Origin of the sequence: Nocardioides marmorisolisilvae (genome assembly GCF_031656915.1) — a bacterium.
In the GTDB taxonomy this organism is placed as follows: domain Bacteria; phylum Actinomycetota; class Actinomycetes; order Propionibacteriales; family Nocardioidaceae; genus Marmoricola; species Marmoricola terrisoli.
In genome coordinates, this window is sequence record NZ_CP134227.1 from 101200 (window position 1) to 125290 (window position 24091).

At 70.0% G+C, this 24091-nt stretch carries 21 protein-coding genes and 1 pseudogene; 10 read left to right on the forward strand and 12 right to left on the reverse strand.

The window, feature by feature from the left end:
* Positions 1-14: 14 nt before the first annotated feature.
* Positions 15-1484, forward strand: coding sequence for a 30S ribosomal protein S1 (gene rpsA / locus Q9R13_RS00465; RefSeq protein ID WP_310963070.1), 1470 nt, complete (start codon positions 15-17; stop codon positions 1482-1484).
* A gap of 87 nt (positions 1485-1571) precedes the next feature.
* Here the strand turns inward: rpsA and Q9R13_RS00470 are convergent, their stop codons facing one another.
* Complete coding sequence (locus Q9R13_RS00470; protein WP_310963071.1) at positions 1572-1748, reverse strand: hypothetical protein; 177 nt, start codon at positions 1746-1748, stop codon at positions 1572-1574.
* 105 nt (positions 1749-1853) lie between these two features.
* Between Q9R13_RS00470 and Q9R13_RS00475 the strand changes: the two genes are divergently transcribed.
* Positions 1854-2825: a GlxA family transcriptional regulator gene (locus tag Q9R13_RS00475; protein ID WP_310963072.1), complete on the forward strand. Its 972-nt coding sequence runs from the start codon at positions 1854-1856 to the stop codon at positions 2823-2825.
* On the opposite strand, the gene Q9R13_RS00480 is transcribed toward Q9R13_RS00475, so the two are convergent.
* Positions 2788-4095: a class I adenylate-forming enzyme family protein gene (locus Q9R13_RS00480; protein WP_310963073.1), complete on the reverse strand. Its 1308-nt coding sequence runs from the start codon at positions 4093-4095 to the stop codon at positions 2788-2790. The two genes, Q9R13_RS00475 and Q9R13_RS00480, sit on opposite strands and share 38 nt — an antisense overlap.
* Before the next feature lie 41 nt (positions 4096-4136).
* Here Q9R13_RS00480 and Q9R13_RS00485 point away from each other — a divergent pair, with 41 nt between their 5' ends.
* Positions 4137-5981 carry a cation:proton antiporter gene (locus Q9R13_RS00485; protein ID WP_310963074.1) on the forward strand — a complete coding sequence of 615 codons (1845 nt, stop codon included), beginning with the start codon at positions 4137-4139 and terminating at the stop codon, positions 5979-5981.
* Positions 5982-6049: 68 nt separating this feature from the next.
* Positions 6050-6667 carry a dephospho-CoA kinase gene (gene coaE, locus Q9R13_RS00490; RefSeq protein ID WP_310963075.1) on the forward strand — a complete coding sequence of 206 codons (618 nt, stop codon included), beginning with the start codon at positions 6050-6052 and terminating at the stop codon, positions 6665-6667.
* A 34-nt stretch (positions 6668-6701) separates the two neighbouring features.
* Here the strand turns inward: coaE and Q9R13_RS00495 are convergent, their stop codons facing one another.
* Both Q9R13_RS00495 and Q9R13_RS00500 read right to left on the reverse strand, forming a co-directional pair.
* Positions 6702-7598, reverse strand: a complete 897-nt coding sequence (locus Q9R13_RS00495) for a sigma-70 family RNA polymerase sigma factor (protein WP_310965140.1) — start codon at positions 7596-7598, stop codon at positions 6702-6704.
* A 734-nt stretch (positions 7599-8332) separates the two neighbouring features.
* Positions 8333-9670, reverse strand: a complete 1338-nt coding sequence (locus tag Q9R13_RS00500) for a DNA polymerase IV (RefSeq protein ID WP_310963076.1) — start codon at positions 9668-9670, stop codon at positions 8333-8335.
* 131 nt (positions 9671-9801) lie between these two features.
* Between Q9R13_RS00500 and Q9R13_RS00505 the strand changes: the two genes are divergently transcribed.
* Both Q9R13_RS00505 and Q9R13_RS00510 read left to right on the forward strand, forming a co-directional pair.
* Complete coding sequence (locus Q9R13_RS00505) at positions 9802-10761, forward strand: DUF4192 domain-containing protein (protein WP_310963078.1); 960 nt, start codon at positions 9802-9804, stop codon at positions 10759-10761.
* 50 nt (positions 10762-10811) lie between these two features.
* Complete coding sequence (locus Q9R13_RS00510; RefSeq protein WP_310963079.1) at positions 10812-12299, forward strand: glutamate-cysteine ligase family protein; 1488 nt, start codon at positions 10812-10814, stop codon at positions 12297-12299.
* On the opposite strand, the gene Q9R13_RS00515 is transcribed toward Q9R13_RS00510, so the two are convergent.
* Positions 12296-12733, reverse strand: coding sequence for a hypothetical protein (locus Q9R13_RS00515; RefSeq protein ID WP_310963080.1), 438 nt, complete (start codon positions 12731-12733; stop codon positions 12296-12298). The genes Q9R13_RS00510 and Q9R13_RS00515 overlap by 4 nt on opposite strands.
* A gap of 272 nt (positions 12734-13005) precedes the next feature.
* On the opposite strand from Q9R13_RS00515, the gene Q9R13_RS00520 reads away from it, so the two are divergent.
* The gene (locus Q9R13_RS00520) at positions 13006-14241 is read left to right on the forward strand and encodes an RNA polymerase sigma factor (RefSeq protein WP_310963081.1); all 1236 of its coding nucleotides are present in this window, start codon (positions 13006-13008) and stop codon (positions 14239-14241) included.
* A 12-nt stretch (positions 14242-14253) separates the two neighbouring features.
* Here Q9R13_RS00520 and Q9R13_RS00525 read toward each other — a convergent pair whose 3' ends face one another.
* The gene (locus Q9R13_RS00525; protein WP_310963082.1) at positions 14254-15771 is read right to left on the reverse strand and encodes an FAD-binding protein; all 1518 of its coding nucleotides are present in this window, start codon (positions 15769-15771) and stop codon (positions 14254-14256) included.
* A 107-nt stretch (positions 15772-15878) separates the two neighbouring features.
* Between Q9R13_RS00525 and Q9R13_RS00530 the strand changes: the two genes are divergently transcribed.
* Positions 15879-16586 carry a type 1 glutamine amidotransferase gene (locus tag Q9R13_RS00530; protein WP_310963083.1) on the forward strand — a complete coding sequence of 236 codons (708 nt, stop codon included), beginning with the start codon at positions 15879-15881 and terminating at the stop codon, positions 16584-16586.
* On the opposite strand, the gene Q9R13_RS00535 is transcribed toward Q9R13_RS00530, so the two are convergent.
* The gene (locus Q9R13_RS00535) at positions 16558-17484 is read right to left on the reverse strand and encodes a metallophosphoesterase (protein WP_310963084.1); all 927 of its coding nucleotides are present in this window, start codon (positions 17482-17484) and stop codon (positions 16558-16560) included. The two genes, Q9R13_RS00530 and Q9R13_RS00535, sit on opposite strands and share 29 nt — an antisense overlap.
* Before the next feature lie 93 nt (positions 17485-17577).
* On the opposite strand from Q9R13_RS00535, the gene Q9R13_RS00540 reads away from it, so the two are divergent.
* On the forward strand, positions 17578-20040 hold the full coding sequence (locus Q9R13_RS00540; protein ID WP_310963085.1) for an esterase/lipase family protein: 2463 nt from the start codon (positions 17578-17580) through the stop codon (positions 20038-20040).
* Between the two features lie 13 nt (positions 20041-20053).
* On the opposite strand, the gene Q9R13_RS00545 is transcribed toward Q9R13_RS00540, so the two are convergent.
* The gene (locus Q9R13_RS00545; protein WP_310963086.1) at positions 20054-20944 is read right to left on the reverse strand and encodes an ATP-binding protein; all 891 of its coding nucleotides are present in this window, start codon (positions 20942-20944) and stop codon (positions 20054-20056) included.
* Positions 20945-21128: 184 nt separating this feature from the next.
* On the opposite strand from Q9R13_RS00545, the gene Q9R13_RS00550 reads away from it, so the two are divergent.
* Positions 21129-21425 carry a DUF1905 domain-containing protein gene (locus tag Q9R13_RS00550; RefSeq protein ID WP_310963087.1) on the forward strand — a complete coding sequence of 99 codons (297 nt, stop codon included), beginning with the start codon at positions 21129-21131 and terminating at the stop codon, positions 21423-21425.
* Here the strand turns inward: Q9R13_RS00550 and Q9R13_RS00555 are convergent.
* The 4 genes and pseudogenes from Q9R13_RS00555 to Q9R13_RS00570 all read right to left on the reverse strand — a co-directional run.
* A complete protein-coding gene (locus tag Q9R13_RS00555) occupies positions 21408-22457 on the reverse strand; it encodes a GNAT family N-acetyltransferase (RefSeq protein WP_310963088.1) in 1050 nt (349 codons plus the stop codon). The genes Q9R13_RS00550 and Q9R13_RS00555 overlap by 18 nt on opposite strands.
* Before the next feature lie 152 nt (positions 22458-22609).
* Complete coding sequence (locus tag Q9R13_RS00560; RefSeq protein WP_310963089.1) at positions 22610-23443, reverse strand: SDR family oxidoreductase; 834 nt, start codon at positions 23441-23443, stop codon at positions 22610-22612.
* Positions 23444-23540: 97 nt separating this feature from the next.
* Positions 23541-23678 carry a mycothiol transferase gene (locus Q9R13_RS00565; protein ID WP_310965141.1) on the reverse strand — a complete coding sequence of 46 codons (138 nt, stop codon included), beginning with the start codon at positions 23676-23678 and terminating at the stop codon, positions 23541-23543.
* Between the two features lie 47 nt (positions 23679-23725).
* Positions 23726-24082, reverse strand: a pseudogene (locus tag Q9R13_RS00570) (mycothiol transferase); the annotation flags it as partial.
* Positions 24083-24091: the final 9 nt, after the last annotated feature.

The window sequence follows — 24091 nt, forward strand, 5'->3', positions numbered from 1 at the left end:
GATCCACCTTCCCAATGACAAGCACCCCAACGCTCTCCGAGACCGTCGCCCCGCAGGTAGCGGTCAACGACATCGGCTCGGAGGCTGACTTCCTCGCCGCGATCGACTCCACGATCAAGTACTTCAACGACGGTGACATCGTCGACGGCACCATCGTCAAGGTCGACCGCGACGAGGTCCTCCTCGACATCGGCTACAAGACCGAGGGCGTCATCCCCTCGCGTGAGCTGTCGATCAAGCACGACGTCGACCCCAACGAGGTCGTCGCCGTCGGCGACAAGGTCGAGGCTCTGGTCCTGCAGAAGGAGGACAAGGAGGGTCGGCTGATCCTGTCCAAGAAGCGCGCTCAGTACGAGCGCGCCTGGGGCACGATCGAGCAGGTCAAGGAGGAGGACGGCGTCGTCGAGGGCACTGTCATCGAGGTCGTCAAGGGCGGCCTGATCCTCGACATCGGGCTGCGCGGCTTCCTGCCGGCGTCGCTGGTCGAGATGCGCCGGGTGCGCGACCTGCAGCCGTACGTCGGGCAGAAGCTCGAGGCGAAGATCATCGAGCTGGACAAGAACCGAAACAACGTGGTGCTGTCCCGTCGCGCCTGGCTGGAGCAGACCCAGTCCGAGGTCCGTCATGGCTTCCTCACCCAGCTCCAGAAGGGCCAGATCCGCAAGGGTGTGGTCTCCTCGATCGTCAACTTCGGTGCGTTCGTCGACCTCGGCGGCGTCGACGGTCTGGTGCACGTCTCGGAGCTGTCCTGGAAGCACATCGACCACCCGAGCGAGGTCGTCACAGTCGGCGACGAGGTCACCGTCGAGGTGCTCGACGTCGACATGGAGCGCGAGCGCGTGTCGCTGTCGCTCAAGGCGACCCAGGAAGACCCGTGGCAGCACTTCGCCCGGACCCACCAGATCGGCCAGATCGTGCCCGGCAAGGTCACCAAGCTGGTTCCGTTCGGTGCGTTCGTGCGGGTCGAGGAGGGCATCGAGGGCCTGGTGCACATCTCTGAGCTGGCCGAGCGTCACGTGGAGATCCCCGAGCAGGTCGTCCAGGTCAACGACTCGGTGATGGTCAAGATCATCGACATCGACCTCGAGCGTCGTCGGATCTCGCTCTCGCTGAAGCAGGCGAACGAGACCGAGACCGCCAGCCAGGTCGAGGAGTTCGACCCGACGCTCTACGGCATGACCGCCACCTACGACGAGCAGGGCAACTACATCTACCCCGAGGGCTTCGACCCGGAGACCGGCGAGTGGCTCGAGGGCTACGACGAGCAGCGCGCCACCTGGGAGGAGCAGTACGCCAAGGCGCACGCTCGCTGGGAGGCGCACGTCAAGCAGCAGGCCGAGGCCAAGAAGGCCGAGGTCGAGGCCGGCGAGGCCACGTCGTACAGCAGCGACGCAGGCGACGACTCCGGCTCCGCGCAAGGTGGCTCGCTGGCGTCCGACGAGGCGCTGCAGGCTCTCCGCGAGAAGCTCACCGGCAACGCCTGAGCCACTCGGCGAGGCCACTGAACGACCGCAGCAAGCCCAGCGGCACCCCGATCGGGGTGCCGCTGGTTTGCGTTTCGAGGACCGCCCTCAGGCCGCCGGCCGATCCGCGCCGGTGTCGAACGCGTCAGGGTGATGGCTGCGGGGGAGCGGGTGGGCGCGGGGGTGTCCGTAGCCGTCGTTGACGACGTAGTCGTAGAGAGTGGCGCCAGCCCAGCTGAGGGCGGTCAGGGCGGTCAGGGCGAGGATCAGGATCAGCAGGCTCATGGCAGCAATCCTGCGATGGAGAGATTCCTGCCACCAGTGGCAGGAATGACATTATGCATTGATTTCCTGCCAAGGCGGGCGCATGCTGGAGCGATGGTGCACCGGATGCAGAGGGTCGTCGTGATCGTGCAGGACGGCGCCGAGCCGTTCGGGCTCGGGTCGATGTGCGAGGTGTGGGCCGAGCCTTACCACCCCGAGGACGACGCCCCCGTCTTCGACTTCCGGGTCTGCACCCCCACCCCGGGCCGCGTGCGTGGGGCCTCCGGCTTCGACCTGTACGTCGAGCACGGACTCGAGGTGGTCCGTGGAGCCGACCTGGTGTGCGTCTGCCCCAAGCGTGACTTCACCGAGCCCGCTCCGGCGGTGGCGGATGCGTTGCGTGCCGCACACGACGCCGGCGCGACGATCTTCGCGCACTGCACGGCCGCCTTCGCGCTCGGCGAGGCGGGTCTCCTGGACGGGCGTGCCTGCACCACCCACTGGCGCCACGTCGACACCTTGGCCCGGACCTACCCGGAGGCCAGGGTCGACCCCGACGTGCTCTACGTGCAGGACGGCCGGGTGCTCACCGGGGCCGGCTCCTCGGCCGGGATCGACGCCGCGCTGCACCTGCTGCGCACGACGTTCGGCGGCAGGGTCGCCGCGACCACGGCGCGACGGATGGTGGTCGCCCCGCACCGTGACGGCGGCCAGGCCCAGTTCATCCGGTCGGTGGTACCCGACTTCGAGTCCGACGCGCTCGGCTCGGTGCTGGCCTGGATCCCCGAGCACCTCGGGGACGACCTCAGCGTCGAGGCACTGTCCAGGCACGCGCTGATGTCTCCGCGGACGTTCGCCCGTCGGTTCCGTCAGGAGACCGGGAGCACGCCCCACGCGTGGGTCACCCACCAGCGGGTGCTCGCCGCCGAGCAGCTGCTGGAGGAGACCGCGCTCCCGGTCGAGGAGGTCGCCTCCGAGGTCGGCTTCGCCAACGCGGCAACGCTGCGGCACCACTTCACCCGGGCCCGCAGGGTCAGCCCCCGGCAGTACCGCCGCACGTTCAGCTGTGCAGCGGATCCGGAGGAGCGGACCGGCTGATGCCCGGCAGCTCGTTGCGACGCACCTTGCCGGTGGCCGTGCGCGGCAGTACCGGCACCGGGTGGTACTCCTTGGGCCGTTTGGCAGGGGCGAGCCGCTCACGGGCGAATGCGTCCAGCTCGACGGGATCGGCGCTGCCGACGTACGCCGCACAGACCCGCTGGCCCCAGTGCTCGTCGGGTTGCGCGAACACCGCGATGTCGTTGACCCCGGCCGCCTCGGCCAGCACGTTCTCGACCTCGGCGGGGTAGACGTTCACGCCGCCGCTGATGATCAGGTCCTCGCGACGGGCGTCGAGGTAGACGTAGCCGTCCGGGTCGATCCGGCCGAGGTCTCCGACGGTGAAGGCATCACCCGACGGTAGATGCCGCCACGCCGCCGCGGTCTTCTCCGGGTCGCCGAGGTACTCGAACCGTGCGTACCGCGGCACCGTGCACCACAGCAGCCCGTCGTCGTCGACGGTCATCATCCGTCCCGGTCGGGCGCGGCCGAGGGTGCCCGGTCGGGTCAGCCACTCCTCGCTGCGGCACGCGGTGAACTGCCCCTCGGTCGACCCGTAGAACTCCCACGTCGACTCCGCCGGGAAGAGCTCGATCAGCCGTCGCTTGACGTGGGCGGGGCACGGTGCCCCGGCGTGGGCCACCAGCCTGAAGCAGCCGAGGTCGGGAACGCCGACCTCGTCCCAATGGGAGAACAACCGCTGCAGGTGGGCGGGCACGCAGAACATCGTGGTCGGGCGCTCGGTCCGGATCGCCTCGGTCACCCTGGCGGGATCGAACGCGCCAGGGGCGACGACGCGACCACGGGCCAGGAGAGTGCCCATCGCGAAGCGCAGCGGCGCTGAATGGTGCAGCGGGCTGAGCACGAGGTTGACGTCGGTGTCGGTGAAGCCCCACAGGGAGCGCTCCTCCTCGACGAGAGCCCGGGCGTCGGACTCGTCGAGGGGGCCGCTGAACACGCCCTTGGGTCGCCCCGTGGTCCCGCTGGTGACGTGGATCGGCCGGCCGCGCGGAAGCCCGAGACGGTACTGCGGAGGAGTGTTGGCCACCATCGAGACCAGCTGCTCCTCGGTCTCGACGACCAGGTGCGGACGGACGTCCTCGAGGATCCGCTGCCGCTCGAAGGAGGTCAGCTTGGGGTCCAGTGGCACCGGGAAGCGTCCGGAGGCGAGCAGGCTGATCACCAGCTCGACGTACGCCACCGAGCCCGGGACCAGCAGTGCTACCCGGTCGCCCCGTCGCAGCTCCACATGTCCGTCACCGGCTTCCACTCCTGCACGGTACCGAGGACCGACCCGGCATACTCGCGGGCATGGTGCTCGACGACATCGGCCCAGCGCCGTACCTCGCCGTCGTGCTGGTCGTCTCGGTCATCGCGCAGTGGCTGGCCTGGCAGGTGCGGATGCCGGCGATCCTGGCGCTGCTGCTCGTCGGCTTCGGGCTCGGACGGCTGGTTGCTCCCGAGCAGGTGCTGGGCCGCGAGGTGCTCTTCGGCGGGGTGACGATCGCCGTCGGGATCATCCTCTTCGAGGGGAGCATGTCGCTGCGGCTCAAGCACGTTCGCGACCTCGGCAAACCGGTGCTGCGGCTGTGCACCGTGACGGTGGCGATCGCCTGGGCGCTGATCACCCTGACTGCCTGGCTGCTGGGCTTCCGGCTCCCGCTGGCGCTGCTGCTGGGGGCGATCCTCGTGGTGACCGGGCCGACCGTGATCGCGCCGATCCTGCGCCAGCTGAGGCCGACCCGGCGGGTCTCGTCGCTGCTCCGGTGGGAGGGCATCGTGGTGGACCCCCTGGGTGCGCTGCTCGCCGTCCTCGTCTTCCAGGGTGTGCTGATCGGCGGGCTCGGCGAGGCCCTGCCCGAGCTGTTGTGGGCGGTGGTCAAGACCCTGCTGGTGTCGGTGGCGATCGCTCTCGCGCTCGGGATCCTGTTGGAGTTCTTGATGCGTCGACACGCGGTACCCGACTTCCTGCACGGGGTCACCTTCCTCGCCGCGGCCGTCGGCGGCCTGGTTGGCGCGAACGCGGTGCAGGACCAGAGCGGGCTACTGACGGTCACGATCCTCGGGGTGTACGTCGGCAACCGGCCCGATCTGCACGTGGAGCATGTCGCCGAGTTCAAGGAGCACCTGCAGGTCTTGTTCGTCGGCGGGCTGTTCGTCGTGCTCGCCGGGCGGATCAGTCCGAGGCAGATCCTGGACGTGGCGCCGCAGGCACTGCTGTTCGTGCTGGTCCTCATCGTGGTGGTCCGACCGGTCAGCGTCCTCATCGGTCTGTGGGGCACGAAGGTCACCCGGTCCGAACGGATCCTGCTGGCCTGCATGGCGCCGCGCGGGATCGTCGCCGCCGCGGTGAGCAGCATCTTCGCGCTCGCGATCGCCTCCGCCGCCCATGACCGTCCCGGCCTGCGGACCCTTGCGGGCCAGGCCGACCGGCTGGTCCCGGTGGTCTTCGTCGTCGTGGTGTGCACGGTCGCGATCTACGGGTTCGGGGTGGGCCGCCTCGCGGAACGACTCGGCCTCGCCAGCCCGTCGCCCCAGGGCGCCTTGTTCGTCGGCGACCAGGACTGGGTGGTGCAAGCGGCGCGGGTCCTCGACGAGGGCGGCATCCATACGCTGGTGGTGTCCCGGCACTACCGGTCGCTGGCCGGAGCCCGCATGTCGGGCCTGCCCACGGTGACGGCGAACATCTTGAGCGACTACGCGGTCAAGGACATGGAGCTGGCCGGGATCGGGACGCTGATCGCCTGCACACCGGAGGAGGAGGTCAACGCCACCGCGGCGCGCGAGTTCGCGCACGTGCTCGGGCGGGCCCACGTCTACCAGCTGCGACGCGACCAGACCGAGGATCGGTCGGGCGACCAACGCAAGGCGGAGGCTCGGCACCTGTCTGCGCGGTTCCCCTTCCGTCCCGCCCTCTCGGAGCCCGAGCTCGAGGAGCGGGTCGCTGCCGGGATGACCGTGAAGCGGACCAGGCTGTCGGAGGCGTTCACCCTCGACGACTTCCTGGCCAGGTACGGCGAGCAGACCGTGCTGATGTTCGCCGTCAAGGGGGATCAGCTCGAGGTGCTGCACGAGGGCAGCAAGCCCCCGCAGACCGGGGTCAGCGTGGTGGCCCTGGTCCACGACCGTAAGGACGAGGCAGCCGGAGCGGGCTGACCCCGGCTCGGGCTGGGCCGACGGACTGCGACGAGAGTGACAGGTCGAGGTCTGCCATACTCCCGCCCATGCGAGTGGGCCTGACCGGCGGGATCGCGTCGGGCAAGAGCACGGTGTCCGCGCTGCTGACCGAGCTCGGTGCCGTCGTCATCGACGCCGACGCGTTGGCGCGCGAGGTGGTAGCCGCCGGCACGCCGGGGCTGGCCGCCGTCGTCGAGGAGTTCGGGCCGGCTCTGCTACGACCTGACGGCGAGCTGGACCGTCCGGCGATGGCTTCGCTGGTGTTCGCCGACACCGAGGCGAGACGGCGACTCGAGGCGATAGTGCATCCGCTGGTCTTCGAGCGGATCGTCGAGCTCGAGGCATCCGCACCGGCCGACGGCGTGGTCGTTCACGACATCCCGTTGCTCGCCGAGTCCGGCCGCGCCACCGGATCGGATCGAGGGGGCTTCGACGCGGTGATCGTGATGGACGTGCCCGAGGAGGTCCAGGTAGCCCGCATGGTCGCCGACCGCGGCTGGACCGAGGCTGAGGCGCGCTCCAGGATCGCTGCGCAGGCCGATCGGGAGCAGCGCAACGCGCTGGCGACGTACCTCATCGACAACACCGGCACCCTCGAGGACCTGCGAGCCCGGGTAACGGAGGTCTACCGCGCGCTCACCAGCAGCGGTGGCACCGACGCCTGACTGCCGACCAGTCCGACCAGCCCGCTCAGGCCGGTCAGGCCGCCAGGTCGGGGTCGGCGAGTCGGCGCAGCTTCGCGATCGCCTCGCGCTCCAACTGGCGGACCCGCTCTGCGGAGATGCCGTGCCGGGTGCCGATGTCGGCCAGCTTGTGCTGGCGACCGTCGACCAGGCCGTAGCGGGACCGGATGATGTCCGCCGAGCGCTCGTCGAGGTGCCCGACCAGGGACAACAGCCGGTCGCGCGCCTCCACGTCCAGCACCGTGAGGTCGGGACCGGGGGAGTTCTCCTGGGCGATCAGGTCGCCGAGTGAGGTGTCGCCGTCCTCGTCGATGGGGGTGTCCAGGCTGACATGGTCGCGGCCCCAGCCCATCAGGTCGATCACCCGGTCGACGTCCATGCCCAGCTCCTCGGCGATCTCCGCGGGCTCGGGGTCCCGGCCGAGCTGGCGCTCGAGCAGCCGTCGGGCCGAGCCGACCTGGTTCAGCTCCTCGACCACGTGCACGGGCAGCCGGACGACACGTGCCTGCTGGGCGATACCGCGGGTGATGGCCTGCCGCACCCACCAGGTGGCGTAGGTCGAGAACTTGTAGCCCTTGGCGTAGTCGAACTTCTCGACGGCGCGGATCAGGCCGGTGTTGCCCTCCTGGATCAGGTCGAGCATCGGCATCGCGCTGCGACCGTACTTGCGGGCGATCGACACCACGAGCCGGAGGTTCGCATTGATGAACTGCTGCATGGCGCGCTCGCCTTCCTCGGCCATCCAGCGCAACTCGTCCTCGGTCGCGTACTTGGGGGCGCCGCCCTTCTTGCGTCCGACGCGGCCCTCGTCGAGCAGCGCCTGGGCGAAGAGGCCAGCCTCGATGGTCTTGGAGAGCTCCACCTCGGTGATCGCGTCGAGCAGGGGGGTACGGGCGATCTCGTCGAGGTACATGCCGACGCTGTCGCGGCCCTCGATGTCCCGGTTGTTGCGGCGAGTGGTCACTGTGACGCTCCCTTCCTACAGGGGGGCCGGTGCTGCTGGCTCCGTACTACTCCAACGCTCCGAGGGGGCCCGGGATTCCCGGTCCGGCCGCTTCGCATGGGCTGTCACCCGTCTAGACGTTTGGGAGTTCCCGGAAGTTGCCGGTCCATGCGCTTCTCAGTCAGTTCACAGGCGTCCGTCCTCCACAGGCGAGGGCCCGGCCCTGTGGACGACGGCGCCGAGATGGTGGAGATCGGCCGCCGATCTGTGGAGCGAGGCCGGTACTTCCGCAGTTGCGCGAGATTCCTTCCCCACGACCCTTGCGCGCGGCTCGTCCGTGCCGTAGACATCTCTCACCGGGGCCCGCAAGGGTCTCGGGGCCGAACGAAGAAGCACCGTCCAGTGAAGGTGGGGAGACCCGCCTGAGGCGACCGGGTGATGAGGTCAGCCGGAGGGTGCGGAGGCGAGCGGTCTGGGTCGGAGCATCACGGCCGGTCCGCACCGTAGGGCCCGTGAAACTCATACTTTCGCGGGCCCTACACCTTTCTCCGAGTGCTCGGCGTGGCTCGGCTCCCGGGGTCCCTCTCCGGGCTCGAGCGTCGGATCACTGGCTGAGCTGCTCCAACCGGAAGGTGTCGGTCCACGGGATCGGCGCACCCTGCGCGCATCTCCATGGTCAGGTCGACGGCGTCGCCGAGTGCCGATTATGAGTCGTCGGCGAGCACGGGGGCCCGGAGCGCGGGGTCGTCGGCGGGGAACGACCGGACCGGGCCGGGACCCGTCTCGGCCGTCTCGAACCGGACGGTGACCACTCCCTTGCCCGAGCCCCACACCCACCCTGGTCCGTGCTCGTCGTGGACGACGTCCATGCCCGGGTGCCAGCCGGTCCGACGCCGGGTCGCGATCACGTCGGCGGCCGCCGACGTATCCACCACGTCGCCGGCATCGTCCGGGGCCGGGTCGGGGTCCTCCGCGGTGAAGAGGTCGTCCTGGATCCAGTCGGCGAGGCCCGAGACCCCGACCCCCAGCAACCGCACTCCGCCCGACGTGTCCACCTCGCCGAGGAGTGCACGAGCCAACCGGGACACCGTGCGTGCGTCGTCGGTGGGCGCGGGCAGCGTCGTCGACCGGGTGTGGGTGGAGAAGTCGTGCAGCCGGACCTTGAGGGTGATGGTGCGGCCGGACAGCCCCGCACGACCGAGCCGTTCGGTGACCTTGGCCGCCTGCCGGTCCAGCAGCGCCTCGAGCAGTCGTCGATCGACGTGGTCGGTCTCGTAGGTGTCCTCCACGCTGATCGACTTCGCCTCGCGGGAGGCCGTCACGGGCCGGTCGTCCTCGGCGCGAGCGAGCAGGTGCAGGCCCCGGCCGTGGGCGCGGCCCAGGACGCGAACCAGCTCCTCCTCGCTGATCTGCTCCAGGTCACCGACCGTGTGCACGCCGATGCGCCGCAGCCGCTCGGTGGTGGCAGGGCCGACCCCCGGGATCACGGTGACCGCCATCGGACCGAGCAGCTCGCGCTCCATGCCTGGTGCCACCACGACCAGTCCGTCGGGCTTGTCGAGGTCGCTGGCGATCTTCGCGACCAGCTTGGAGGTGCCGATGCCCACCGAGCTGGTCAGCCCGCGGGTGGCGTCGTACAACCGCTGCTTGAGCTCGCGGCCCACCCGACTGACCGTCGCGACGGTGAGATCAGCGAGGTCGGCCGCGGCGAGGTCGACGAAGGCCTCGTCCAGGGAGAGCGGCTCGACCAGCGGGCTCATCGAGCGGAGAACCTCCATCACCCGCCGGCTGCTGTCCCGATAGGCCTCGAATCTGCCGGAGAGGAAGGCCGCGTGCGGGCATCGGCGCCGCGCCTCCGAGGTGGGCATCGCCGAGTGCACGCCGTACTTGCGCGCCTCGTACGACGCGGTGGCCACGACTCCACGACCGCCGACGCCCCCGACGACGACCGGCTTGCCGCGCAGGGACGGCTTGTCGCGCTGCTCGACCGCGGCGAAGAAGGCATCGAGGTCGACATGCAGGATGGACGCCTCGGCACGCACCCGTGCATGGTGCCACGCGCAGCGGAGGACGGCTGACCGTTCCGGGTCCACATCCGAGCCGAGCAGGGACCTTTCCACAGCCGTCTTCGAGGGGGCACGGAACGGTCCCCGGCCGGGCGCACGGTGTCGCCATGACGAACGAGACCTACACCGCACGCACGGCCGTCGACCTGATCGCCATCGCTCCTCACGCGCTGGGCTTCCAACCGCATGACGACGTCGTGCTGATGGCCTTCGGGTCGCCCGGGGGCACGTTCCACGCGCGGGTCGACCTGCTCACGGGGACCGACGACCAGCACCAGATCGCCGAGATGCTCGTCGGCGCCGTGGTGCGCAACCGCGGGACCGGGGCGGCCGTGCTGATCTACTCGACCGATGCCGAGGTCGCGGCGGCCCAGGGGAGGGTGCTGTGCGACCGGTTGCACGCCGCGGGCGTCGACGTGATCGATGTGGTGCGGGTGGAGGCCGAGCGCTACTTCCCGGCGCTGGAGGACGGCGCAGAGGGCACGGCGTACGACGTCACGGGGCACCCGTTCACCACCCAGCGGGTCTTCGAGGGTGAGGTCGTGGAGCGTTCTCGTGAGGCGCTGGCCGACACGTTGGTCGGCACCGATGAGGACGACCGCGAGGCCGTCGCCCGGGCGGCCGAGGCGATCATGGCGGCGGGGTCCGCGCCCGGACCGGTCGCGCGCGATGCGCAGTGGCTGCTGGCCTGCCTGCGGGCCAGGCTTCGGCGTCGCGGCGGTCTGCCGCTCACGGCCGCCGACGCGGGCCGGGTGCTCGCCCTGTGCCGGTCGATCCCGCTCCGCGACCTGGCTTGGGCGGAGATGACCCGGGACAACGCCGCCGCGTGTGTCGACGTGTGGCGCGACCTGGTCCGGCGAGCCCCCGACGAGTTGTTGCCGCCCGCCGCCGCGCTGCTGGGGTTCGCGGCCTGGCTCGCTGGCGACGGTGCGCTGGCGTGGTGCGCTCTGGACCGATGCACGGAGGTGGACCCCGACTACTCGTTGGCGCAGTGCATCGCCGACCTGCTGCTCGGCGCCGTCCCGCCGACGGTGTGGGACGAGATGTGTGCCGACGGGGCCGGGTGAGGAACCCGTCGGGGATCCCGGTGGGGCGATCTGCGCCGTAGTGTGCGGACATGGGACGCGACGTCGACCTCCAGGAGTTCAGCCGCGCCGACCGGACGCGCTACCGAGAGAAGGTGCGTCGCTGCCTCGACGTGCTGGCGCTGATGCTGCGGGAGTCCCGCTTCGACTCCGAGGACCCCATGACGGGGCTCGAGATCGAGTTCAACCTCGTCGACGACGAGGGCCGGCCGGCGTTGAAGAACGTCGAGGCGCTGAGTCGGATCGCCAACCCCGCCTTCCAGACCGAGCTCGGGCAGTTCAACCTCGAGATCAACGTCCCGCCGCGGCGGCTGGACGAGAACGGCGCGGCCCGGTTCGAGGAGACGTTGCGCGCCAGCCTCAACGACGCGGAACGGGCCGCGAACGAGGTCGACGCCCATCTGGTGATGATCGGCATCCTCCCGACACTCGAGGCCGGACACCTCGGGCCCGCCACGATCAGCCCCAATCCCCGCTACCAGCTGCTCAGCGACCAGATCCTGGCCGCGCGCGGCGAGGACCTGCTCATCGACATCTCCGGGCAGGAGCGGTTGCGCACGACCTCCGAGTCGATCATGCCTGAGGCCGCGTGCACCAGCACCCAACTGCACATCCAGGTGAGCCCGGACAACTTCGCGGCCTACTGGAACGCCTCGCAGTCGATCTCTGCCATCCAGCTCGCCCTGGGCGCCAACTCGCCGTACCTGCTCGGCAAGGAGCTGTGGCACGAGACCCGGATCCCGCTGTTCGAGCAGGCCACCGACACCCGGAGCGAGGAGCTCAAGACCCAAGGGGTGCGGCCGCGCGTCTGGTTCGGCGAGCGTTGGATCAACTCGATCTTCGACCTCTTCGAGGAGAATGCCCGCTACTTCCCGGCCCTGCTGCCGATCACCGAGGACGAGGACCCTGTCGCGGTCCTGGAGGCAGGTGGCACGCCGGCCCTGGAGGAGCTCAAGCTGCACAACGGCACCATCTATCGGTGGAACCGACCGATCTACGACGTGGTCGGCGACGTGCCGCACCTCCGGGTCGAGAACCGGGTGCTCGCGGCCGGTCCCACGGTCATCGACACGATGGCCAACGCCGCGTTCTATTTCGGCGTGGTGCGGTCCCTCGCGGAGAGCGAGCGGCCGCTGTGGTCCCGGATGTCGTTCTCGGCGGCCGAGGAGAACTTCCACGCCGCCGCCCGGTGGGGAATCGACTCTCGGGTCTACTGGCCCGGCATCGGGGAGGTCTCCAGCACCGAGCTGGTACTGCGCAGGCTGCTGCCGATGGCTCGCGAGGGGCTTGCGACCTGGGGCGTCGACGCAGCGGAGGCCGACCGGCTGCTCGAGGTGATCGAGCGCCGCTGCGTGGTCGGGCAGAACGGTGCCTCCTGGTTCGCCGGCCGGGTCCACGAGCGTGAGGCGACCGGCGTCGACCGCGGAGAGGCGGTCCGCCGGACGCTGCTCGACTACCTCGACCGGATGCACGCCAACGCTCCGGTGCATGAGTGGGACCGGCCGGTCGAGACAGGCTAGGCGTCGTGACGGAGCAGCCGAGCCGGTCTGACCCGGTGCCACGGATGCTGCTGGCCACCGACCAGCTCCGCCCAGCCGTACCGCGTCACCAGGAAGAACCCCGGCATCGCCAATCCGTGCCGGTCGTGCGCCGTCCGGGCTGCGGCCAGCCAGTCCCAGTCGGCGTCGTGGGGCTTCAGGTCGCCGCCCCGGGAGATCCAGGCCAGTGGGTCGGGGACCTCGAGACCGTCGATCGCACAGGTGGCGAGGTCGGCCCTCAGACCGTGGTCGTACCAGGGCTGGTCGCACACCGAACGGGTCTCGCCACCGGGGAGCCCCACGTGCAGCGTGACCGGTAGCTTGCGGCGCCGGCCGGCATCGGCGACGAACTGCTGCATCGCGATGTTGACCAGTCCTGCCAGGGGCACTCCGCCCCGCACCCATTCCGGCGACATGCCGCCATGATGCCCCCCGAGGGCCCGCTCAGCACGGACTCTCCACAGGCATCGGAAGCCGCCGTACGGCGTGACCTCCGGCGGATCCGAGCGTTCATGCTGGACAGGTGCGGTCGGGTGCCGCTTGGCCGCGTGTCACAATGGTCCGTGCGGCTGTTGACAGGTACGAGCCTTGGTGTGCCCGGGACCGCCGCGAGCCCAGTGAGAAGCAACCCAGACAGCACAACGGCTGCGCATCAGTGCCCCCCGTAGATCGACCCGAGAGGTAGTTCGTGTCCGCGAGCTCATCCCCTGCCGGAAAGACGGCCAAGAAGGCGACGGCGGCGCCGAACACCGCGAAGAAGCCCGCCGCCAAGCCTGCGGCGAAGAAGGCGCCGGTCGCCAAGAAGATCGCCCCCGGCACTGCCGAGGCGCTGCAGGCGACCGCCCAGGTGATCGGCCCCGACGGCAAGCCGGTGCTGGCCGACGTCCCCGACGAGCAGTTCGAGGCCGACGTCAAGGCTGACCCGACGATCGAGGAGGACGAGAAGAAGGCGTCCTTCATCGTCTCCGCCGCCGACGACACCGACGAGCCCGAGCAGCAGGTGATGGTGGCCGGTGCCACCGCCGACCCGGTCAAGGACTACCTCAAGCAGATCGGCAAGGTGCCGCTGCTCAACGCCGAGATGGAGGTCGAGCTCGCCAAGCGGATCGAGGCCGGCCTGTTCAGCGAGGAGAAGCTCGCCAAGGGCGGCAAGATCTCGCCGAAGATGCTCGAAGAGCTCGAGTGGATCGCCGCCGACGGACGGCGCGCCAAGAACCATCTGCTGGAGGCCAACCTTCGCCTGGTTGTCTCCCTGGCCAAGCGCTACACAGGTCGCGGCATGCTCTTCCTCGACCTGATCCAGGAGGGCAACCTCGGCCTGATCCGTGCCGTGGAGAAGTTCGACTACACCAAGGGATACAAGTTCTCGACCTACGCCACCTGGTGGATCCGGCAGGCGATCACCCGGGCGATGGCCGACCAGGCTCGCACCATCCGCATCCCGGTGCACATGGTCGAGGTGATCAACAAGCTCGCCCGAGTCCAGCGGCAGATGCTCCAGGACCTCGGTCGCGAGCCCACGCCGGAGGAGCTCGCCAAGGAGCTCGACATGACCCCGGAGAAGGTCGTGGAGGTGCAGAAGTACGGCCGCGAGCCGATCTCCCTGCACACCCCTCTTGGTGAGGACGGCGACTCCGAGTTCGGCGACCTGATCGAGGACTCCGAGGCGATCGTCCCGGCCGACGCGGTGAGCTTCACGCTGCTGCAAGAACAGCTGCACGCCGTGCTCGACACGCTGTCGGACCGTGAGGCCGGGGTGGTGTCGATGCGGTTCGGCCTCACCGACGGACAGCCGAAGACCCTCGACGAGATCGGCAAGGTGTACGGCGTGACCCGCGAGCGGATCCGCCAGATCGAGTCGAAGACGATGTCGAAGCTGCGTCACCCCAGCCGTTCACAGGTGCTGCGCGACTATCTCGACTAGGACGAGCGAGGATCACCCTGGCGGAGCCAGGTCCTCGACGGCCAGCGCGCCGAACACCATCGCGCTGCCCAGCGGCGCACCCGGCCCCGGGTAGACGGCTCCGAACACCGAGGCTGCACCGTTGCTCGTCGCGTAGAGCCCGGCGATCGGCCGGCTCTGGTCATCGAGCACCCGGGCCGCGGCGTCGGTGACCAGGCCGCCCTTGGTGCCCAGGTCCGAGAGCACGAACTGCGCGGCATAGTACGGCGGCCGGTCGATGGGGGTCAGTGCCGTGTTGGGCCCGTCGCCGCCGGCGAAGAACGTGTCGTACTCGTCGCCCCCGCGCCCGAAGTCCTCGTCGACGCCGGTGGTCGCGAAGTCGTTGAACCGGGCCACCGTGGCCGGCAGGTCGGGCAGCCCGAGCACGTCTGCGAGCTCCTCGAGCGCGTCCGCACGCACCCAGGTGCCGCCGGCGAGGTGCGCCTCGGGGTCGCCCTCGGGCATCGCGATCGCGGGAAGTCGGCCGGCCTCGCGGTCGTCGAAGACGAACCACGACGGCACCCGGTCCGCCGACCTCGCCATCTCACGGCCGAACCGGTCGTAGGGCAGGCACTCGTTGGCGTAGCGGTGCCCGGTCTGGTCCACCATCAGCCCGCCGCGGAAGCCCAAAGTGAAGCTCCCAGAGCCATCGGGCTGCACCAGACCGGGGCAGAACCAGCCCTGGTCGAGCAGATCGGTCGCGGCTCCGATCTCGCAGGCCGCGGCGATCGGCTCGCCGGTGTTGGTGCCGGCGGGAGCCATCGACCAGCGCGAGTCGCCGGGCACGCCGTACTGGCTGCGCCACGGCTGGTTGTGCTCGAACCCGCCGGCCGCCAGCAGGACGCCGCACCGGCCGTCGATCCGGACCCTGCCCGACTCACTGACCGCCTCGACCCCGACCACGCGGTCGTCCTCGACGACGAGCCGGTCCATGCAGTGGCCGGTCAGCACGGTGCCGCCGTCCCGGGTGAAGGCCCACAGCAGCCGGGCGATCAGCGCCTGGCCGCCGCTGAGGGTGTTGCGGCCGCGCTCTCCAGCGCGATCACGCTCGATCGGCGGCCGGACCAGGGCAGCGACGACGTCGGGCAGGTCGGAGCGCCTGACCTTCACCGGTTGGATGGAGCGTCCCCCGCCGACGCGCCCCGGCGCGTCGAAGTACTCCGGGAACGGCGACCACTCGAACTCCATCGTGGGATCGTCCTCGAGCGCGGCGACGAGGCCGGGGGCCGTGGCAAGGAAGGCGTCGATCTTGATCGGGTCGGGGTCTGCGAGCACCGCGTCGAGATAGCTGCGCGCCGACTCGGTGGAGTCGGTCAGGCCGGCACGCTGCTGGACCTGCGAGCCGGGCAGCCAGCAGGAGCCGCCGGAGTACGCCGACGTCCCGCCGAGCAGTGCGGTCTTCTCGACCACCACGGTGGACAGGCCGCGCTTCTGGGCAAGGTGCGCCGCGGTCATGGCGCCCCCACCGGAGCCCACCACGACGAGGTCGAAGCGGGCGGGGGAGTCGGTCATCGCGAGCCCTTCGTCTAGAACACGTTCTATTCCCCGGCTAGCCTGCTCCACCGGCGACTTGCCCGCAACCTGCACGGCGGTCGAGGGACGCCCCCTAGGTTGTGCTCATGAGCAAGATCCTGGTCGTCCAGCACCAGTCGGACTGCCCGCCGGGGTGGTTCGGCGACTGGCTGCTCGAGGAGGGCTGCCAGCTCGACGTACGCCGTCCGGACCGCGGGGAGCCGGTCGGCGCCACGCCTCAGCACGTCGGTGTCGTCGTCCTGGGCGGGTCGCCGAACGCCCACGACGACGAGTCGGCTCCCTGGCTAGCGGCGGTGCGCGCGCTGTGTGCCGATGCGCTGGCTCGGGAGGTGCCGCTGTTGGGGATCTGCTTGGGTCATCAGCTGCTCGCCGTCAGCGTCGGCGGACGTTCGGTCCGCAATCCCGACGGCCAGCAGATCGGAGTGCTGCCCATGGGTTGGACCGAGACCGCTGGTGCCGATCCGCTCCTCGCCTCGCTTCCGGCGGTGGCGGTGCAGTGGAACCACGACATCGTCGTGGGCCTGCCCGAGTCGGTGCAGGTGCTCGCGCGAGCAGCCGGGGGAGAGGTGCAGGCTGCCCGGTTCGGCCCGACCGCATGGGGCCTGCAGTGCCATCCCGAGGCCGGCGCCCAGATCTGCGCGGCCTGGGCCGAGCACGATCGTGGGGAGTATGCGGCCCGCGGCGAGGACGTGTCGGCCTACGTCGACGGGGTGCGGGTCGCCGAGGTCGCCCTGGCCGATGCCTGGCGACCGGTGGCGACGGCGTTCAGTCGGCTGGTCCGGTCCCGGAGTTGAGCCAGGAGTCCTTGCGCGAGACCAGCTCGAACTGCTCGGTCGCGCTGAGGGCGGCGAACGGCTCGGCCATCTCGGTGGCATAGCCGGTCACCTCTACCGCGTCGGCCGTCGGCACCACCGAGTGCACCACCTGGTCGTCGTAGAGGTGCAGCATCGTGAACGACTGGTGGCCGTCGACCCCGGACAGCAGCCGGTCGGCGGGCGCGACGTCCATGGTGTAGCAGGTTGCCCCGGCCACCGAGACCGGGACGCCGGCGAACGTCGAGAACGACGTGAAGTGGAAGTGCCCGCCGATCACCGCGCGCACGTCGGTGCCACGCACCACCTCGGCCAGTCGGCGCTGGTCGTGCAGCTCGATGAGCTCGGCCAGCGGGAGCATCGGCATCGGGATCGGGGGGTGGTGCATCGCCAGCAGCGTGCCGTCGGGGGCCGGCTCGGCCAGGAGGTCGGCCAGCCACGTGAGCTGATCGTCGGTGAGTTCGCCGTGGTGCCAGCCGGGCACCGTGCTGTCCATCGCCACGATGCGCAGCCCGCCGATGTGATGGACCCGGTCCTGAGGTGTCTCGGACTCGGCGTCGAAGAGGCCGTGGGAGTAGGCCGCCCGCTCGTCGTGGTTGCCCATCACCCAGACCACCTCGGCACCGAGGTCGGCCGCGACCGGCTCGACGATCTCGCGCAGCCGTAGGTAGGCCTTCGGCTCGCCCTTGTCGGCCAGGTCCCCGGTGAAGACCAGAGCCTCGGGCGGCGTCTGGAGGCGTCCGAGCAGCCGTAGCGCTCGTTCGAGTCGGACCTCGGTGTCAACGGCGCCGTACTGCAGCGCTCCGCCGGCCAGCAGGTGCGGATCGCTCAGGTGCGCGATCGTGTGCCGGGGCGCGCCGTGCTGCCCGAGGTTCGTCACCGCACAACGGTACGCCGGACTTCGCCACCAGACAGCCGAAATCATCCCAACGGATGACGACTCCGCCGCGCTCGCTCGCACACCATCTGCGGTATGCGGAGTGTGCGGGCTCTCGGACTTGCGCTCGCGTGCGCCCTGGTCACGGCTCTGGTCACGATCCTGCCCTCGTCGCTTGCGCCGGCCGTCGCCGACTCGACCGACGTCACGCCGATCCTGAGCGGCGGTGAGGCGCACTGGGTCGGCACCGCGACCCGGGTCTACAGCGGGAGGTCCGACGACGGCTACGTGCGGACCACCGACGACGCCACCTCGACGATCAGCTGGGACACCCGGATCCTGCTCGCCGGCCACTACCCCGACGACCCGAAGACGCCGGTCGGGGTGGGCGGCAACGGCTATGTGCTGCCCACCGACTTCAGGACCGACCTCGGCACCGGCACGGAGCACCTCACGCAGGAATGTGACGTCGACAATGGCGACCCCGACTGCTCGGCCAACATCACCCCGACCACCGACTGCAGCTGGCACGAGATCACCGCTGGCCCGGCGGCCTTTGCCTATGACGGAGGCCTCGGACACAGGTGGGTGATCTCGGAGGGGAATCCCACCGGCCACGGCGCGGACAGCAAGTACAGCTGCGCCGCGCAACAGCCCTGGTACGAGCCCGGGATGTGGCGCGACTGCGACGAGTTCGCTGGTGACAACGACCCGTGTGGGGCCTTCGTCGACTTCCCGGCGGAGCCCCTGACCGGAGCCGCGGCGAAGATCACCAAGACCTTCGACCACGCGAAGTCGCCCGCGGAACCCAACTGCGAGCGCACCGACGACACCGAGTCGTGCACCCAGACCGGCTCGTCGACGCTCACCGTCAGCTGCGCACTGTGCGTCACCGCCATCGACTTCCAGCAGGCGAACATCGACCGGGGCGGGATGCACGCCGTACCCGACGACGGCACCTTCGACGGCAACGTCGTGCGGGTCACCGCGACCGTGCACAACCAGACCAAGCACGCCATCACCGCGCCGGTGCGGTTCCGCGACCTCACCGTGGACAAGGACCTGCCGGTCGCGAAGGACGGACTGAAGCCGACCTCGTCGGTCACGTTCCCCGCTGGCGCGGACACCAAGGTGACCCTCGACTGGGACACCGAGGGCTTCGCGTGGTACCTCCCGCACAAGCCGGACCCGCACAAGGTCGCGGTCCTCACGCCGTACGGCGGTGGCCGCCGCGACCTGTCCGTGCGCCCCAAGCCTGTGCTGCTGGTGCACGGCTGGAACTCCGACGCGTCCACCTGGGACGGCTATCCCGACCGGTTCAGCAACATCCGCAGCGACTGGATCGCCCAGGCGGTCACGGGGATGAACACCGACCCGGGATCGGGCGACCCGATCGATCGGAACGCCCGGGTCCTGGGGTTCGCCATCGACAAGCTGCGCGCCCGCTACGACGCGGCGCACATCGACCTGTTGGCGCACTCGATGGGCGGGCTGATCTCGCGCGACTACCTGCAGTACCACGCGCCCGACGTCGCCGATCACCGTCCACTCGTCGCGCACCTGGTCATGCTTGGCACACCCAACATGGGCTCGGACTGCGCCTATCTGGCCTTCATCGCCGGGAAGACCGGACAGCCGACCTTCCAGCTGACCCCGGCGTTCATCGAGGGTGTGTTCAACCACCGCGTCACCGACCGTCGCGGCACGAAGTTCTCTGTGCTGGCGGGCATCGCCACGGGAGGCTTCCTCAACCAGTTCGCGAGCCATGTGCTGTGCGGGTTGGAGGAGCCAAACGACCTGGTGGTGTGGCGAACATCGGCGTTCTGGACGATCGTCGACCGCGCCGAGCAGCAGGGCCTGGTGCACATCAACATGACCCACGACGGACGCGCGTTCAGCACCTTCGTCACCCGCCATCTCGAGGTCACACCTGAGGGCACCGTGGCCGGTGCCCGGGCCGTGGCGTCGCCTCGCCCGGCCGTGGTGGCTGCGAGACCCGACCCCCTGCCCGGCATGGCGCTGGCCAAGACCGTGCGGGTGCCAGGACACCACACGACGAGAGTCCGGCTGGCAGTCCGCTCCGGCACCAGCGTGGGCGCGCTGCTGGTGGCGCCGGCAGGGATCCGCGCTCGACTGCTCGACCCGCACGGCAGGCAGATGTCTACGGTGGCGACCGGTCAGGAGCTCAGCGCGGTCGCAGCGAAGGTGCGCCGGCACGGCACGTGGACCATCGAGCTGAAGAACCTGCGTGCGACCACCGCGAGGGTCGGCATGGCCGCCCGGATCGGCGGGGACGACTTCGTCGTCAGACCTTCGGTGAAGAGGAAGTCACGCCACCGGCTCGCGCTCACCGTCAAGGTCGGTGGTGCCGGCCACCATGTCAGGGCGACCGCGCTCATCAGCAGCACCTCGAGCATCTCGCACCCGACGAGGTTGCGCCTGAAGCGGCACGGCACGGCCTGGAAGGCGACCACCACGTCGCTTCCTGCGGGCACGGTCATCACGGTGAAGGTGAAGGGCTCGCACGGCACCAGGACAGCGCTGGTCGGCGTGCCCTGACCCGGGCGCGGCCTCAGGTGTCCAGCACGAACCACACCGTCGTACCGACCGCGTCGACCACCGAGCCCCAGCGCGAGGCGAGCGCGTCGACGATCTGCAGCCCGCGCCCGTAGCCAGCCAGGACGTCGGTCTCCGCGGGCTGCGGAAGGTGCTCGGAGCCTTCGTCGCGGACGGTGGCCGTGAGCACGCCGCCGTCGAGGACGACCCGGACCTCACAGCCCCGGGTCGTGTGGATCAGCGCGTTGGTGATCAGTTCGCTGAGGCACAGCCCGGCGGTCTCGACCTGCTCCTCGGCCAGGCCCCAGGTGGACAGTGTGGCGGCGACGCTGCGCCGGGTGTCGCCGACGGTGCGTGGGTCGGTGTCCACGTCGTACGACACCGCGCGGGCATCCTCGGGCACCGGTTCGTCGGCCAGTCGCCGTCCGTGGCGGCGGCGCAGCCGCTGGCTACGTCGGAGTCGACGACCCAGGTCCGCGGCGATCGACTCGAGATCGGAGGTGTCAGGTGACCCGGTGCCCGCGAGGTAGAGCACGATCCCGCCGAGCACCTGCCCGGTCGCCCTGATCGGTACCGCCACCAGGGCCGACGTGACGGTCGGGTCCTGCCGGGAGACGAAGGCGGGGTAGCCCTGCTGAAGTTCGGCAAGCGAGCCGGTGATGGAGTCGCCACTGCGGACCGCCGTGTTGAGCGGCACGTCCTGGTAGGCGTCGACCTCGCACCAGTCGATCCGCTCGGCGTTGTCGCGGTCGCTGGCGGCGAAGAGCAGCCGCCGGCCGCCGCCCTCCGAGACCGCGAGGCCGACACGTCGTACGCCGGGCAGCGCAGTGAGCTCGGCGAGCGCCTCGCGCGCCCAGCCGTCGATCGCGGGCGCCCAGGCTCGGGCGCCATCGACTGCCCGGTTCACGCCGGACAGCCTAGTTTCGTCGCGTGGCTGTGTGGGGAGCGCGGGTCATGTCGCAGGCCACGATCGGCGGCCTGCAGGCGATGCGGATGCGTGCGAGTTGCGGTCGCGCCGTTGCCGCATGGTGCGGGACGGTGCCCTGGGCGGCGCCGCGCCACCGTCGTCGTGGTGGGCGATACTCGGCCCCATGGAAGTCATGGACTTCGAGTTCGCCGGACCAGTCGTCGAGTGGCGCGGCCCGGCGCCGTACTTCTTCGTGGCCATCCCGGTGGAGGAGAGCGCCGACATCAAGGTCGCCGCGCGAGGGGTCGAGTACTGGGGTCAGGTGCCGGTCGTCGTGCGGATCGGCGACACCGACTTCACCACGGCGCTGTTCCCCAAGGACGGTCGCTATCTGCTGCCGCTGAAGGGCGTGGTCCGCAGGTCCGCGCAGATCGAGGTCGATGAGCTGGTGACGGTCGCTCTGTCAGTGGGGCGCCGCTGAGGGCCCTCTCCTGCTCGTCAACGGGACGTCCCGATCGTCGTCCCATGCGGCGGCACTGATCTGCCACCCGGCTTCGGTGCGGACGAACTGGATCGACTTCATGCCTCCGCCGGCGTACGGCGCACCGTTCATCCGGCCGTCCTTCGCGTACCGGCCGAACCAGTGCGCGATGTCGCCGAAGATATCGATGCGCCCGCTGGTCGGCCACTCGTGGAAGTCGGTGAGGGTGCCATCGGTCAGCAGTGCCTGCCGCGGCTTGATGAAGGAGTCGACGTCGTAGGACGCGGGCACCACTCCGCAGGTGCGGACGATCCGGGCCTCGGGCAGCATCGCGGTGCGCAGCTCCTCCATCCGGACGTCGAGGCCAGGGCCCGAGGCGAAGGCGTCGAAGAACCGGCGGACGAGCGATTCGATCTCCCGCAGGTCGTCCGAGACTGTGGTGGGTGCTCGCCAGGCGTCTTCAACGAGGGCGAAGACGAGCTGAGTTGCCCAGGCGCCCTTGAACCAGATGTTGTCTACCAGCCGGGCTTCCTGCACGAACCCCAGACGACGCAACAAACGGACCGATGACTGATTGCCGTCGATGCACATGGCGGTGACGCGGTGCAGCCCCAGGTCGTCGAAGGCCAGGCGCAGCATCTCGGTGGCAGATTCGGCGGCGTACCCGCTTCCGTGATGCTGCCGCGCGAAGGCGAAGCCGATCTCGCCCTGGCGATGCTCGGCGCTTGCCCACTTGAGCAGCACCTCGCCGATCACCTGGCCCGTCTCGCGGAGTTCGACAGCCAGCACGAGCCACTGATCGGGACGGTCGATGCAGCCCTGATCGACCTTGACCGCCAGTGCCTCTCGGGTGGCCTCGCGATCGCGGACCGGCCACGGGACGAAGCGCACCACCTCAGGGTCGGAGTGGAACTCGAGCAGATCCTCAAGATCCTCCGGCCGGTGCGGTCGCAGCGCCAGGCGCGCGGTCAAGATCGGATAGTCCGGACGGAGTCCGACCGGCAGATGCGCTTCATGATCGACGTTCCGCATGCCTGCCAACGTAGATCACGACCACCCCACGCGCTCATAGCTCGAGCCTCTGCCGTGGTCCGCGACTCATCGACCCGGATCCGGGCAGGCGGCGCGATCGTGGGTGCCCATGTGCCAGCAGATGGCGCACCGAGGCGACGGGACCCGCAGAGTCACATCTGGAGCAGGGCGCCGGTTGCGTCCAAGATGCTGTTGCCGGTGGGGTCGACCAGCTTCCGAGCGGCGAATCCAGCCGCGTCCGCCGAGGACTGGTAGCGCAGCGCGGGGGAGGGATCGGCGGCGATCTGGCAGATGACCTCCGCGACTGATTCGGGTGACTGCCCCGCGGAGCCGAGGGCGGCCATGGTGGCGGTGAACCGATCGATGAGCTCCTTGTAGGGATCATCAGCGGCGATGTTGTCGACGCTGCCGCCGAGCTTGGCGAAGAAGGGCGTGCGCACGGGACCGGGCTCGAGGACCGAGACGTGCACTCCGAACTCCCTCATGACCGCGGCAAGGCCCTCCATCAGTCCCTCAACCGCGAACTTGGAAGCGTTGTAGGCGTCGCTGAAGGGCAGCGCGACCACCCCGTTGAGACTCGTCACGGTGATGATTCGGCCCGCGCGCGCGACCCGCATGCCCGGCAGGACCGCTTTGGTCACGCGGGCGACGCCCAGATAGTTGAGGTCCATCGTCTGCGCCAGCTCGCGCACGTCGAGCTGCTCGAGTGTGCCGCGGTGCCCGGCGCCGGCGTTGTTCACCAACAGATCGACCGCGCCCAGGTCGTCGATGACGGAGCTCACGCAGCTGGCGACCGATGCGTCGCTGGTCACGTCGAGGGCGCGGACCTGCACCGTCGGCAGTGCGGCGGCGAGTGCGCGCAGGGTGTCCGCCGTCTCTGGTTGGCGCGCCGTGGCGACGACCTCCCAGCCCGCCGCTGCCAGGGCGCTGGTGGTAGCCAGTCCGATCCCGCTGCTCGCACCGGTGATCATGGCGATCTTGGACATGTCGTTCCTTCTTCCGGTGGGCCCCCGAGTCATCGTCGCAGAGGTCGCCTGCCGCCGGGCTGAAGTGCCCAAAGATCACGTCCAGCGGCCGGGACCCTCACCGGGGCCCGAGGCCGACGCTGCCGTCGATGAGCTCGCGCGCGGCATCGAGATGGCCGGCGTGGCGCGCGGTCTCCTCGATGAGGTGCAGGGCCACCCAGCGCACGTCGGTGATCGGCTCGTCCGGCCAATCCATGCCGTGGTCGGCGGCCAAGGTTTGGTCGAGTTCGCAGGAGCGCAGGAGCGCAGGATCGCGTTCGAGTGCTCGCACTGGCGTCGGTAGTGTGCGATCACCGCCGCCGTCGAGTGCTCGGTCACGAGGGCGGCCTCCGGATCGTACGGCGGATCGACGACGCCATCGTCCCACTCGACGCCCGACTGTGACCCGGCGACAACCCGCTGGAACCACGCCGCCTCGGCGTTGGCCAGGTGGAGGATCATCCCGATCGGGGTCCAACCCGACGGCAGCACGGGCGTGCGCAACTGCTCTTCGTCCAGCCCGTCGAGGATCGCCAACACGGCACCGCGCTGCTGATCGAGGAAGTACACCAGCCGATCGCGTTCATCAGGCGTTGGCGACGCGGGCCGATGGGCGGGCACGCCGCCATC